Source organism: Ferruginibacter albus, from assembly GCF_020042285.1.
Classification (GTDB): Bacteria; Bacteroidota; Bacteroidia; order Chitinophagales; family Chitinophagaceae; genus Ferruginibacter; species Ferruginibacter albus.
Map to the genome: position 1 here is coordinate 3477474 of NZ_CP083388.1, position 13984 is coordinate 3491457.

At 37.3% G+C, this 13984-nt stretch carries 9 protein-coding genes; 1 reads left to right on the forward strand and 8 read right to left on the reverse strand.

Going from position 1 to position 13984, the window contains the following annotated elements; genetic code table 11:
- Positions 1–33: 33 nt before the first annotated feature.
- The 6 genes from K9M53_RS14915 to K9M53_RS14940 all read right to left on the reverse strand — a co-directional run bounded on the left by K9M53_RS14915 (position 34) and on the right by K9M53_RS14940 (position 10857).
- Positions 34–1506: an IPT/TIG domain-containing protein gene (locus K9M53_RS14915; RefSeq protein ID WP_224016425.1), complete on the reverse strand. Its 1473-nt coding sequence runs from the start codon at positions 1504–1506 to the stop codon at positions 34–36.
- A gap of 240 nt (positions 1507–1746) precedes the next feature.
- The gene (locus K9M53_RS14920) at positions 1747–3126 is read right to left on the reverse strand and encodes an alpha-amylase family glycosyl hydrolase (protein WP_224016427.1); all 1380 of its coding nucleotides are present in this window, start codon (positions 3124–3126) and stop codon (positions 1747–1749) included.
- 48 nt (positions 3127–3174) lie between these two features.
- Positions 3175–4278, reverse strand: coding sequence for a SusE domain-containing protein (locus tag K9M53_RS14925; protein WP_224016429.1), 1104 nt, complete (start codon positions 4276–4278; stop codon positions 3175–3177).
- A gap of 23 nt (positions 4279–4301) precedes the next feature.
- Positions 4302–5903 (reverse strand): RagB/SusD family nutrient uptake outer membrane protein, encoded by a 1602-nt coding sequence (locus tag K9M53_RS14930; RefSeq protein WP_224016431.1) that lies wholly within the window; start codon positions 5901–5903, stop codon positions 4302–4304.
- 18 nt (positions 5904–5921) lie between these two features.
- On the reverse strand, positions 5922–8858 hold the full coding sequence (locus K9M53_RS14935; RefSeq protein ID WP_224016433.1) for a SusC/RagA family TonB-linked outer membrane protein: 2937 nt from the start codon (positions 8856–8858) through the stop codon (positions 5922–5924).
- Between the two features lie 331 nt (positions 8859–9189).
- Positions 9190–10857, reverse strand: coding sequence for a DUF6377 domain-containing protein (locus tag K9M53_RS14940; RefSeq protein WP_224016435.1), 1668 nt, complete (start codon positions 10855–10857; stop codon positions 9190–9192).
- A 108-nt stretch (positions 10858–10965) separates the two neighbouring features.
- On the opposite strand from K9M53_RS14940, the gene K9M53_RS14945 reads away from it, so the two are divergent.
- Complete coding sequence (locus tag K9M53_RS14945; protein ID WP_224016436.1) at positions 10966–12633, forward strand: ArnT family glycosyltransferase; 1668 nt, start codon at positions 10966–10968, stop codon at positions 12631–12633.
- 1 nt (position 12634) lies between these two features.
- Here K9M53_RS14945 and K9M53_RS14950 read toward each other — a convergent pair whose 3' ends face one another.
- Both K9M53_RS14950 and K9M53_RS14955 read right to left on the reverse strand, forming a co-directional pair.
- On the reverse strand, positions 12635–13030 hold the full coding sequence (locus tag K9M53_RS14950) for a hypothetical protein (protein WP_224016438.1): 396 nt from the start codon (positions 13028–13030) through the stop codon (positions 12635–12637).
- A 101-nt stretch (positions 13031–13131) separates the two neighbouring features.
- The gene (locus tag K9M53_RS14955; protein ID WP_224016439.1) at positions 13132–13977 is read right to left on the reverse strand and encodes a 2OG-Fe(II) oxygenase; all 846 of its coding nucleotides are present in this window, start codon (positions 13975–13977) and stop codon (positions 13132–13134) included.
- Between the last annotated feature and the right edge of the window lie 7 nt (positions 13978–13984).

Here is a 13984-nt window from a genome sequence, read left to right on the forward strand (position 1 = left end):
TGAGATAGCCTTTTTTCTTACTAAAAACTAAATTTATTTTCCTTGTAACCCTAACTGGTATAACTGACCAACTTCCTCATCGCTAAGAGGTGCTTTGAAAAATCTAACATCACTCATACCTGCTGTAATTCCATGTGCCCAATAAATGGACGAGGCTGCATCAGGGGTTCCGGTAGGACCACCCCAAGGTGAGCTTGCTCCAAAATCATCCGAGAAATGGAAGGTTCCAAAAGTAACCTTAACATCGCCGGCACCTGGCTTTGTATCAATATTTTCGCCGGAGGCTATAAGATTGTAATATAGATGATCGTCTAATTTTACTCCATTAACGTAAGTAGACATTGGTCTTGGATTAGGAGTATAGCCAAAAAATGTTTGTACTACATGTATCCATTTAGAACCGTCTCCTGCGCCTGCCACAGTTGCAGAAAAACGACTTGAATCATCTAAATGATCTGTACTCAATCCCTGATAATCGCCATATTGAATATTACGTCCATCAATTTGTCTGATCACACTACCAAACTCAAATACATCTGTAGCCGGATTATCGTTGGTATGCAATGTAAGTTGATAAGGTCCATATTGCCCCCCAACCTGAAGACTTGCAACACCAAACAGGGAAGTATATCTTCCGCCGGTTGCCGGATAAGTTGTTGCATTACTATTAGCAATTTTAACCCACATGCTAATAGAGTATTGATCTAAAGAGTTTTGCTGATTTAGATTTGAAATGGTTGGATATATTAAATAACCGGTAGAAAAATTAGCATAAGCCCCGAAAGGACCGCCGCTTCCACCATAAGTTACTGTTCCCCCGGTTTTTTCGGCAGAAGTGCTAGATACAGTTTCTTTACTATCAGTACGGAATGGCCAATAAGCCGCTAACCTGTCTGAAGCAACATCATTAGAACTTGCAGGCAAAGGCGCTGCAATCGTAAGCGTATTAGAAACAGAACCGGCACCTGTTGTAACTATAACAGTTTGAGCGCCCGTTGTAAGATCAGAAGGCACTGTTACGGTAAGGCTTGTAGCGCTTGTTGAAGTTACTGTAGCAGTTTTACCACCAATGGTAACTGTAGCGCCGCTAAGATTTGTACCTGTAATAGTAATCGTTCCACCAGCACTTACCGATGTTGGCGCAATAGCCGCAATAGTAGGCGTCGTTGGAGTAGCATCAACAATTGTAACCGTTTTTGAAACCGAGCCGCCACTTGTAGTAACTACAACAGTTTGAGCGCCCGTTGCAACTCCCGAAGGAATTGTTACCACAATGCTCGTTGCACTAGGGCTTGACACCGTAGCGCTTTTACCACCAATGGTAACTGTGGCACTGCTAAGGTTAGTACCTGTAATAGTAATCGTTTGTCCCACGCTGGCAGATGATGGGGATATTGTTGTAACAGTTGGAGCAGGCGCAGAAGGACTGTCGCTCTTACTACACGAAACCATGGCAAACACCGCCATAAAAAATACACTTAAACCAGCAAGCAAGATTTTTTTCATTTTGATTGATTTTTAAATAATAAAAAAGTTTTGAAAGTTTTAGGTTTATTAAGGATACAATCGTTACAGCACTCAAACTACATCATAATTTCTTATTTAAATTATTCACGAGCTATGTTTGCCAAACTTTATTTTTATAAGGTAGAATTTAAAAAATATTTTCTGTGTGTTTTGATACCGACTCTTGTTTTCTATAGCGTCATCGTTGTGAACTTGTTCTGTTTTACTCTTAATATATTCCTAATTTTTTAAAATATAGTATGAATACGGCGGCAATGAAATAGATGTTGAAAAACTAAGTTGTCCGTTATTCATTACATCATTCCATGTAGTACCGATCAAATCAGCAGGCAAAGGATAGTTAACAGTTGTGTTACGTAAATTAACCAACACTACAGCCTGTTGCGCTCCAGATACTTTTTTAAATGCGCAAACATCCGTGCTGCTATACGAAGTCAGATCGCCGCTCTTAATAGCATCACTGCTTTTTCTAAATGCAATTAGTTTTTTGTACAAACTTGTTATAGCAGGCTTAGGTGTCCAATCGATCGGCGTTCCTGTATTAAAATAATCGAGTCTTGTATTGTAATCTACTTCCTGTCCATTATAGATCATTGGCGTACCCTTCATACAACAAGCAACTACAAAAGATGCAAAGGCACCATCTGTTCCACCAAATAATTCATCGGGTGTTCCATCCAATAAGTCGTCATCATGATTAGTAGTGTAACGCATTACCTGCTGTGTTACACCCGAAGCGCCTGCATATTCATTTGTATTAACAGCATCCAATGTTTTAACCGAACTGTTCGACCCGAATATATTGTCTTTAAGTGTGGAATAAAACTGCATTCCGTATTTAAGCTGAAAGCCGGATGTAAAATGATCGCTGCGTGTACCTTCTGCCAACATCAATAGTTTATGGGTATTAATGCTCCGCAACGTATCAATAGCTTGTGCCCAAAAATCTGCCGGAATAAAATCTGCCGCATCGCAACGATAGCCATCAATATTTGCTGTATATATCCAATACTTCATAGCACGTATCATCGAGTTGCGCATATCAGAATTATCGTAGTTCAATTGTGCAACATCGGTCCAGCCGGTGTTTGGCGGAGAAATTATATTACCGCTGCCATCTTGTTTATACCATGCTTTATTGACGATCCATGGATTATCCCAACTGGTATGATCAGCCACCCAATCCATTATTACTGCCATGCCGCGTTGATGTGCTCCATCTATTACCGCACGCAGATCATCCAACGTACCCATTTGCGTAGCAACGCTTATATAATCTTTTACGCAATAAGGTGAGTTCACAGAACGATCAACACCAACAGGGTATACCGGCATTAAATAAATAACATTAACGCCTAAGTCTTTTATAGAATCCAAACGGTTTTTAACTCCCTGCAATGTTCCCCCATTAAAAGCACGAATATTTACTTCGTAAATAATAGCATCTTTTGCATCAGGCACTTGTGCAAATGGCGTACCGTATTGAGCGCTTGTATCTGTTGTTGGCGGCAACTCAACATAAGTGAAAGGTTCAAAATCATCTTTATGACAAGAGATCAATAACAACGAAAACAATGAACCAACAATCAACTTTTTCATATCAGGCATTTAAAAAATTAGGTTTATACAACTTTATAATGATGCTGTTTAATTTTTAACTATCGTGTACTTATATTTTTGAGAAACATGCAGATCAAGGGTTATAGTATATGTTCCATCTGCAGGTACTGTCATATTGTTTTGGGGATTGTACGGCAAAAAAGGATTGTCAACATACACCATATTATTGCTTCCATCTATTCCAAAATCTATTTTCCAGTCATGATTGGCTCTGAACTTAAAGGAACCGCCTTGTTTCATAAATAAGGTTGAGGTCCAAACCTGGTTTGCAGGATCGTAGCTCATATCCGTGTCTACAGTCCAGTTACCCGGTGAGGCATCACCAATAATTGACCAGGTAGTTTTTGTAGCGGTCCATGTATTAAGTCCCAGATCTGCAGTTACTTCATAATAACCTTCCTCTGGTACTGAAAGCCCGGCGGCATTACCGTCAGTACTAAATGTATTATTAGGCGCAGCCCCATAGTTGGTGTGATTCCAATCAGGAGCATCTGTATATTTAAAAAATTTATCCGCACCTGTTATATAAATATAGCCTTCATACTTTCCCGGTAAGCCTGCAACTTCTGCAATAGTGGGTGCTGTAGCCGGATCCCAATTTTGATAGCCTCCGGGCACATATAAAACCGAATTGCTCACAGTAACATAAGGCGTTGCGTTTATTACAAGTGTATTCGTATAAACTGTTCCCAAATCCGTCGCACTATTATTATTCGTTCTTACTTCAGCTATTATCCTAAATGCGATCGGTGATTCCGTATTTGCAGGAGCGCCTAATTTTTTCAATGCAGCATTCAGATCCATTCCCAAAAAATTGTACTGCATGGTAGTAGCATCCAATGAATAACTGACAGCCTTTTGCCATTTGTTACTTGTATCTTTTGCAAGATCCATTTGCAAGGTATAGGTCACTGCAGGTTGTTTTCCATAATCTGCCCGGATACAATTTAATGTAAGCACCGTATCGCTATCATTCGCTGCAGACAATACAACAGTTGTTTGCGTTGCAGACAATGCACCATCGGCAAAACTTCCTTGTTGCACGTTAAATTGTTCTCCTTCTTTATTGCATGATAAAAGCCCAAAATATACACTACACAATAAAGCAGTTATCTTTAAAAACTTATGCATCATAATCAGTTTAAAATAAAAAATTAATACCCGTTGTTTTGTTTAAGATTTGGATTAGCGATGATATCAGCAGACGGTATCGGGAAAAGATTTAAATGATCATCTACTCCAGCACCTGTTTGTACGCCTCCTTTCCATGGCCATAAATAACCGCTGCTTGTAAATTTTCCAAAACGGATCAGATCCGTTCGACGGCAACATTCCCAATACAATTCTCTTTGACGTTCATTTAAAACATCGTCCAATGTTATAGTTGTAAATCCATTTGTTGAATTTCCATATGCACGTTCACGCAAATCGTTCATGTATTCCAAAGCCTGATCCATTGTACCTCCAGAACCATTGCGTAAAACTGCCTCAGCATATATCAGGTACATTTCTGCCAATCTGAAAATTGGAAAATCTGTACTGCATAAAACACCATTTGGCGATTGTGGCGTATTACCTGTTGAAGTAAGATTAGAAAACTTATTGATGATAAGCCCTTGTGTAAAATCCAGTTCGTCATTTACATCCAGGCTACCGCTGCCAAACAATGCACGCTTATCATTTAAGCCGGAGTAATCACCAAATGCCAACGGAAGATTTTTAGTACTTCTGTTGCCCAGCCATCCTCCGCCGGGAATGCCTTTTGCAGCGCTTGACGGAGCATCATTGTTATTAGATGAGCAAATTAAAAAAGTAGTACCACCATAGTTCTGAGAACTCATTGCGTCGTAAGTAATAGGCAAGATAATTTCAGGATTGTTCACATTATTATCACTCATGAATAATGTTTTGTAAACAGGTTTTAATGAGTAGCCTGCATCAATTACTTTTTTAGCATACGTAATTGCATCAGTGCTTCTATCAGTTCCGGTGTAAATTTTTGCATTGATGTAGATGCGTGCCAACAATGCCCATGCTGCAGCCTGATCGGCTCTGCCATATTCATTTTGACGGGCAGGAACTAACTCTGCATCAATTTCAGTTAATTCCTTTTCAATGTAATTAAACAGGTCAGCCCGTTGAATTTGCGGAGGAATAAACTTTCCGATAGGATCTTTTTCTGTAACAAAAGGCGGATTGCCGAACAGGTCCATCAACACCCAATATTGATATGCACGTAAAAAACGAGCTTCTGCACGATATTGTTTAATGTTTGCTACATCTTGTGCAGAAAAACCATGCAAAGCAATTTTATCATCAGTGCTTTGACGAATGAATTCATTGCAAACAGTTATTTGATACAAGCTTCTTGCATACGATGCCTGGATAAATACATTGCTCGCTATCCAGTTCATGTTATGCAGGCTTTGCAACTGTCCATCATTCCAGGCGCAAATAGCGTTATCTGTAGTAAGCTCTTGTAAATTAAAATTAGAACGAATAAAATCGGTAGGCGCCTGATCGGTACCAAGTGCTGATAACGGCACATCGGAATTACCAACACCGGTGCTGCTTATTAAAGAATAGCTACCGTAAACCTTTGCCAATACCGATTTGTAGCCTTCCGGTGTACTATATACAATATCGGCGGTGTTGGAATTCGTTGGTTGCAGATCAAGATCTTTGGTGCATGAAGTAAACAGTAAAACTGTCAATCCAATTGCAATCATCCGACTATTTAAAAAATTATATTTCATATAACAGCTTCTTAATAATTAAAATTGAAGATTAACACCTAATACAAAAGTTCTTGGTCGCGGATACAAATTATCATCAATACCATTAAACTTTTCAGGATCTAGTCCTGTGTATTTTGTAATGGTAAATACGTTCTGACAATTCGCACTGATCTGTACATTGGCTTTGTCCTTTAAAATTTTTCCCAATGCATAAGAGATACCTAAATTATCCATCTTTAAAAAGGATGCATTTTGTATATAGTAATCAGATTTTGCTTGTGTATATAAGAACGATGTATTGTTTATTGAAGTGAGATTATTAGCCAGAAAGCCAAGACTATTGAAAATGCTGGCTTGTGTGGCACCGGTAGCAACATAATTATACATGTAATTGCCAATGTTGGCTCTTAATACTGTGCTTGCCGTCCATTTGCCATATGTAAACTGAGTAGAGAACCCCATTACATATGTTGGTGTTGGAGATTTATAATGATAGAAGTCTTTGTCATTGAAAACGCCATCGCCATTTGCATCTGCATATAAACCTTCTATAGCTTTGCCATTGGAAAACTCTTGTTTATATACATAAAAAGATTGAGCACTATAACCAACCGAATTTATTTTGATTCCCCCCCCTTCATCGATGGTTGTTCCGGCATACGATGGATCATTAGTGGCTGTTAAGTTGGTTATTTTATTATCATAGTAAGATGCATTGAAGCTCACTGACCAGTTATATTTTTTATTGCGAATAATATCAGCATTGATTGAAAATTCAACACCGCTGTTTTCTACATTGCCCACATTGGTTACAATACTGGTAGTAAAATTAGAACCCGCAGGTAACGGAACAAGATTCAATAGATCTTTCGTTTTTCTAAAATAATAATCAATGCTACCGGTTATGCGTGAGTTAAGAAACCCGAAGTCAATACCAATATTTGTAGAAGTAGTTTGCTCCCATTTAATATTGGCATCGTAAGCAGTAGGCGTACTCATTCCATAAAAACTATTGCCGAATTGAACAAAGGATGTGCTATCTCCCGGCGAAGAATAAACTGCCTGGTAAGGATAATTGTTGATACCATCCTGGTTGCCGGTAACGCCGTAGCTTAACCGCAATTTCAGATCAGATAATGTATGTTGGTTTTTCAAAAATTCTTCGTTATTAATACGCCATGTTAATGCCACAGATGGAAAAACGCCCCAACGATTAGCCGGTGAAAATTTAGAAGATCCATCCCGGCGTATAGAAGCCGCTAAAATATATTTCTCGTTATAGGTATAAATTAACCGGCTGTAATACGATATCAATGTATTCTCCGGCTTGTCAAAAGCAAAAGCGGGAATAGTATTTGGGATCGTATCTCCATTATATCTTACATTAGGATAATTATAGTTTGTTGAAAGATTATTATAGTATCCATATCCTGCAATAAGGTTGATATTACTTTTTATCTTCTTTAAGTCTTTTACATAGTTCAAATAAAACTCGCCTACTTTATTGCCAATAGAGTTGCTATACCTGTTTCGCTGACCGCTATCTAAATAATTTTGTGCAGCATACGCAGGAACATCTATATTACCTCTTCCACTGGCAACATCATACCCTAAGTTTAAGTTAGCATGTAAGTCAGGTAGAAAATGAAATTTATAATCAAACTGGATATTGCCATAACTACGCTGTACATGACTTATATTGCGATAAAGATTTAATAACTCTACAGGGTTTTTAGGCGCCAGCTTATTTAAAGTAAGCTGTTGAGTTATCGGGTCTAAATCAGACCATTCAAAATAATTACCAAAAGGTGAATTGGTGCGTACCGGTTGTGTGGGATCAAAATAAATAGCAGAAGAAATAGCCGCACCATTTCCAAAACGGGCTTTGCTTATAGCTCCTTTAAGGTTGATATCAATTTTTAAATGATTATCGAATAATTGCGGTGAAAGTGAAATTCCTCCGGAACCTCTTTCCAAATAATCTGTCAGTAACAAACCATTCTGGTTTAAAAATCCTGCCGAAATCCTGTAAGGAATATTTTTATATCGGCCTGCTATACTAATATTATTATCTGTACTGATCACATTATGATAGATCTCATCCTGCCAATCCGTATTTGATTTTCCTAAAAGATTTTTAAAGCGGGCACTTCCAAAAGAATCTACATAAGCTGTAAACTGCCCTGCAGACATTACATCTACTTTATTTGCCAATGTTGAATAGGATACCTGCGTATTAAAGGTGATCACCGGTTTTCTGCCGGTTCCTTTTTTGGTGGTGATCATAATTACACCGTTGGATGCGCGGGAACCATAGATAGCGCAGGAAGCCGCATCTTTCAATATGGTAAACGATTCTATGTCGTTCGGGTTAATTAAACTAAGCGAATTAGATGTACCATATATATTATTACCACTCAACGGCACACCGTCAATTACTATTAATGGATCGTTGCTGGCATTTAAGGAAGCGCCGCCTCTAATGCGTATTATACTTCCTGCTCCCGGTGAACCACCGTTGCTGGTAATGGTAACACCGGCTACTTTACCGGCTATTAATTGTTCGGGGGTAGTAATAGCGCCTTTTTGAAATTCACTTGACTTTACCGTGCTGATAGCACCGGTTACTTCTTTTTTCTTTTGAGTACCGTAACCAATTACTACCACATCGGTTAGTGTAAGGTCTGTTTTCTTCAATGTCACCTGCATATTCAATTGTGCAGGCATAGTAACAGCATCATATCCTACAAATGAAAAGGATAAGGACGTGCCGTCTTTTACCCTAAGTTGAAAATTACCGCTATTGTCGGTACTTGTTCCTTTTTTGCCGGATACTATAATAATAGAAACATTGGCAAGGGGTTGCCCTTTGTCATCGGTTACTTTCCCGCTTATGGAAATATCCTGTGCGGATACATGTAGAACCTGCAAGCAAAAAATCAAAGAAAGGAAGATCTTAGTCCTGAATATCATATAGCAATCAATTAATCGGTTAGCAGTAGTTTCGTTTTACCTCCTGCATTAAATTAAAATGTTACAACTGCGCTACCGCATAATAATAGACTAAGGCTTTTAGGATACAGTAGCAGCAGTTCTAACAAAAAGCAATCTCTTACTAAAATATAAAGTAAATTATCTTATGAGGGCTAGCCAAGTTTAATTAAGCTTATAAAGAAATTAGAATAGGTTTTCGCATGTAACTGATATTAATTAGTTGAATATTAATACATTAATTAATATTAAATAAAATAATAATGGAATGAATTTGGGTGGTTTTATAGCAATAATGTGTTATATTTTCAAGTTATAGTGCTCGTATTTTCATGATTTTATCATCGAAGTTCTCATTGGGAGTTAAAGATTTATGTTTGAGTTTTGTTTTATAGGCATAAATAGTTTTTACTGAATAATCCAGGATCCGGGCAATTTGTTCTGTATCCGTTACGCCCATCCTTATCAGTGCAAAAATCCTCAAATCGGTATTTAATAGTTCATTTTCTTTTAATTTGATAGCCGCCTCCGGATGCAATAAAGCATTTACTTCGTCCACAAAATGAGGAAAAAGCTTTAAAAAAAGCTTGTCAAAATTCTGCAGCAGCTCTTTTTTCTCTTTCTCAGGATCTATTTTATCTACAAAAAACCGGGCTTCATCATAATTCCTTTCCTTGATCTTACGCAAAAGGGTAGATTTAATTTTGTCCAGCTTGGCATACAATTGAGAATCTGTATTAAAAAAGTAAGCTATATATTCTTCTTTGATCTTATTAGCCTCTTCCTGTTTTTCATTGGCTTCTTCCAATTGTTTATTGGCATTTTCGAGTTCCTTATTGGTATGTTCTAATTGCTTATTGATCACCTGTTGCTGTTCATGCGATAAGGATAATAGCTGCTGTGCGATCTTTAAATTTTTATACTGCTTGAATACTATATATATAAGTACTGCTAATAATAGTCCAAGGATGGTTACTACAGATGCATATTTTATGAGGTTACGTTTTTGTTCTTCGATGCTGTTAATTCGTTCCCCTTCTATCAAAGGCAAAATAGAGTTGGTTTGAACCTTACGTTGTCTTGCGCCGTAAAATGCAGCGTTGGCAACTGCATTTTCAATACAGATGGCAGCCGTTTTTAGGTCGCCGATTTTATATAGTAACTCTGCCAGGTGAAAATTAGCTAAGGTTTCTTTAGTAGATGATCGGATATCAGCTTCTGTAGCCTTTACCAATAATTCAATTGTTTTATTAATATCGCCATGCTGCTGATAAATATTACTGAGTGTTGATGCTGCCAGCGCATATTGATGATAAGAAAGATGAGATTGTTGCAACAATGAACTGAAATAAGAATAAGCAGAATCACGCTTATTCTGCTTAAAATAACGAAGCCCTGTATAATAAGTTCTTTCAAAAGAACCGGCAGGGTAATATAAGATAGCAGAATCCAGATATACGGAACCGGCACTATCGTAATCAGCAGAATGATAGTTGTCATTGGCATAAGCGGCTACATCATAATAATATCTTGCCCAAAGCGTGTAATACTCTGCTTTTTTAAGCGTATCTGTAATTAGGTCTGCTGAAATATTTTGTAAGGAATCATAGGTTTCTTTATACAAGCCGGTAGATAAAAGAATGAAGCTTATCTTCATCTTAGCTGCCGCCAAATTATTGCCATTGCCGGTTTGCCTTGCTATCTCTAATAACTTATTGGCATATAAATACGCTGAATCGTATTTGAAGACCTTGTATTCTTCATATATTTTTTCTGTTGTTTCAAATATGACCTGCAAGCTGCCCGGGCTGGTATTTTGTAACTTTGTTCTAAGCTGATCAATTACTTCAATCTTATTTTTATCGTATTCATCGCTTTGGTGTATGGTGTTGACAAGATCCTGTATCAATGTATCCTGAGCAGATTGCGTAAATGCCGTTAACCCCAAAAAACAGAACAGTATTATTAATCCATATTTCATATTAACCTACTTTGCAGTTCCAAATCTATCACATAAATAGCTACAAGCTGCAAGGAATAAACGATATAAATAAAATAAGACTCTACTTTTGCAGCTTATTACTTACGTATGCAACTCAACAATAAAACGCTTGTTTTAATAATAGCTGCTATAGCAGCGTTTCTTTTTATTCCTTTTTTAGGTAAGGTCCATTTATTTGATTGGGATGAAATAAATTTTGCTGAGTGCGCCCGTGAAATGTTGAAAACACACGACTATACCCGTGTATATGTAAACTTTAAACCATTCTGGGAAAAGCCTCCTATGTTTTTCTGGCTGCAATCTACTGCCATGAGATGGTTTGGAATTAATGAGTTTGCGGCACGTCTTCCGAATGCCCTTTGCGGAATAGCTACTTTAATAACATTATTCTTATGCGGACAAAAATTGTATGATAAAAAGTTCGGGATACTTTGGGCTTTGGCATATGGCGGCTCCTTGTTTCCCAACATGTATTTCAAATCCGGCATTATTGATCCATGGTTTAATTTGTTTACTTTTTTATCTCTGTACTTTTTTATTCTTTATCATTGGCAGCGCAATGGCTTTGATAAAGTAGGTTTAAAAGGAAGGCCCATTCGAAATGTTATCTGGTCAGGAGTATTTATGGGATTGGCCATTCTTACCAAAGGGCAAGTAGCGTTGATGATGTTTCTATTATGCTTGGGTGTTTACTTTATTTACAATCGATTTAAGATATACTTTAACTGGGGATATGCAATACTGTTCCTGGTCGTTGCTTCATTGGTTACCTGCACCTGGTACGGTTACGAAACTTATAAGAACGGAACCTGGTTCATTACCGAATTCTTAAAATATCAATATCGGTTATTCACTACGCATGATGCAGGACAGAAAGGCTTTTTCGGCTATCATTATATTGTAATATTGATCGGGTGTTTTCCTGCATCCTTGTTAGCTATCCCTGCATTTTTTAAAACTCCTTATACAAAAAGATATGACAAGGACTTTAAAAAGTGGATGCTGATCTTATTTTGGGTAGTAACTATTTTATTTACAATTGTGCAATCCCGTATCATTCATTATTCCTCCTTAGCATGGTTTCCTGTAACATTTTTAGCTGCCTATACTGTTTACAAATGGCAATGGGGAAATTTGAAATATAAAAAGTATGTAGGTGTTTTGATCGCTGTATTAGGAAGCCTGGTTGCTTTATTAATATTATTGGTTGCTATAATTGGTTTGAATGTAAAAAAATTAGCGCCTTATGTGCATGATAAGTTTGCACAAGGCAATATGGAAGCAAACGTTAGCTGGAACGGCACAGAAGGTATTGTAGGCATTATATTGATCATTGCATTGATACTAGGAATACGCCTTTTAAATAGAGGCAATTATTACAAAGCGGCATGGACCTTTTTTGCAGGCACCGGCTTGGTGATCTTTTTAGCAGCTGCTATTATTGTTCCTAAAGTAGAACGCTATTCTCAAGGTGCTTCTGTTGATTTTTGTATTGAGCGGCAAGGCGAAGATTGTTATGTTGTTCCTTTAGGATATAAAAGCTATGTACAGCTTTTTTATACACAAAAAGAAAAGCCAACCAATGACAGTTCTTACAGTGAGCAATGGTTATTGAAAGGCAATATTGATAAGCCTGTTTATTTTATTTCCAAGGTTGACAGAGTAGATGGCTATATAAAAGATAACCCACAATTAAAAGAATTGTATAGAAAGAATGGGTTTGTGTTTTTGAAGAGAGAAATTTCAGGCAACTAGTTTATTTAATTAAAATCGTCAGAAAACTCCATGGCATCAACTCTCCTTTTTTGTTGTAAACGTACGCTTCTATAGTTACAAAATTGCCCGGCATTATCCATTTAGCAATATTGTTTTTAGTTTGAGCATCAATAGTATTTCCTACAGGCGTACCTAGTGTAGTTATTTCACTTGTATAATTACCCATTCCTGTTGTTATGCTAAGCGATCTTATTGTTGCCCACGAAAAATTGGTAGTTACCTTTTCCACTTTTAGCAATTGTTCTTTAGAAAGACGTATTATACTATCTGAACAATACGAATTATCTAAACAAAGTTTGAAATCTTTTGAAGTAAGTGTTTGTGAATAAGAACTTATAGTTGCTAAGAGAAACAGCACGAGCAGTATCTTTTTCATATATTTTAGTTAGTCCGAAGATAACTAACCGCTTTCGCTGTTACAAACAAGTGTTTATTGTTTTAACAGCAGTTTCTGAAAATAAAATGTTAGAAGAGATTTTATTTATTCTTCTTAGAAAACATTCGAAGTATCTTCCCCATGATCTTATCATTCGCTCCCAACTTGCCTTTGATCTCTGTATAAACAGCCACCATAAAGTTGTCTAGCTTAACCATGAATTTTTTATTGCCTTCACCCGGGCGGGCTTTATAGTAGGTGGCACGACGAAACGGCTTATCTTCTATTGTATAATAATATAAAGCGATAGAACGTCTGAATTTATCTTCAGGACAAGTCATCGGTTCAGGGTGACCATGATAAGAATCAGCATCTGTATTGAATATCACACAGCGATTAAACACCGGCAATACTTTTTCTTCACAGGCTTTCATTTCTCTATCCCACAATTCCAGTTTGCCCCCCCATTCTTCCTGCCAGTCTTTATTCAAATACACCAACACGTTTATTCTACGTTGCCAATTGCTATGACGAGGATGTACGGTAAAGTCTGCATGAATATTCAGGAAGCCACCTTTACCAGATTGATGAATGCCACCACCTTCCAGCGAATCATCTTTTTGCAGGTTATTGATGCCCGTTAGTTTTGATAAAAAACTTAAGAACTCCGGTGAATTTAATTCACCAATAGTTGATTGTATAGTTGGAGGTAACAGGTCGAATTTATTAAGTCCTTTCTTTTTCTCGTTGTAATGCGTATAGTTTATCCAGCCATCCGACTTTGTCAATTGATTGAACTCTTCCGAACATTCTTCTACTACAGCAGGATCTAAAAAGTTTTCGAGAACAATATGCGGATATGGATCAGCAGATTGATACCGCTTGCTTAATTCACCAAGCTGTGCAGTCCATTTATTATAATCGAATATTTGCGTAGTAGTCGGCATAATCTTA

Coding starts and splice junctions, on each gene's coding strand:
- K9M53_RS14925 (WP_224016429.1), bottom strand. CDS start 4,278: ATGCATAAGTTTTTAAAGATAACTGCTTTATTGTGTAGTGTATATTTT.
- K9M53_RS14935 (WP_224016433.1), bottom strand. CDS start 8,858: ATGATATTCAGGACTAAGATCTTCCTTTCTTTGATTTTTTGCTTGCAG.
- K9M53_RS14915 (WP_224016425.1), bottom strand. CDS start 1,506: ATGAAAAAAATCTTGCTTGCTGGTTTAAGTGTATTTTTTATGGCGGTG.
- K9M53_RS14930 (WP_224016431.1), bottom strand. CDS start 5,903: ATGAAATATAATTTTTTAAATAGTCGGATGATTGCAATTGGATTGACA.
- K9M53_RS14920 (WP_224016427.1), bottom strand. CDS start 3,126: ATGAAAAAGTTGATTGTTGGTTCATTGTTTTCGTTGTTATTGATCTCT.
- K9M53_RS14950 (WP_224016438.1), bottom strand. CDS start 13,030: ATGAAAAAGATACTGCTCGTGCTGTTTCTCTTAGCAACTATAAGTTCT.
- K9M53_RS14945 (WP_224016436.1), top strand. CDS start 10,966: ATGCAACTCAACAATAAAACGCTTGTTTTAATAATAGCTGCTATAGCA.
- K9M53_RS14955 (WP_224016439.1), bottom strand. CDS start 13,977: ATGCCGACTACTACGCAAATATTCGATTATAATAAATGGACTGCACAG.
- K9M53_RS14940 (WP_224016435.1), bottom strand. CDS start 10,857: ATGAAATATGGATTAATAATACTGTTCTGTTTTTTGGGGTTAACGGCA.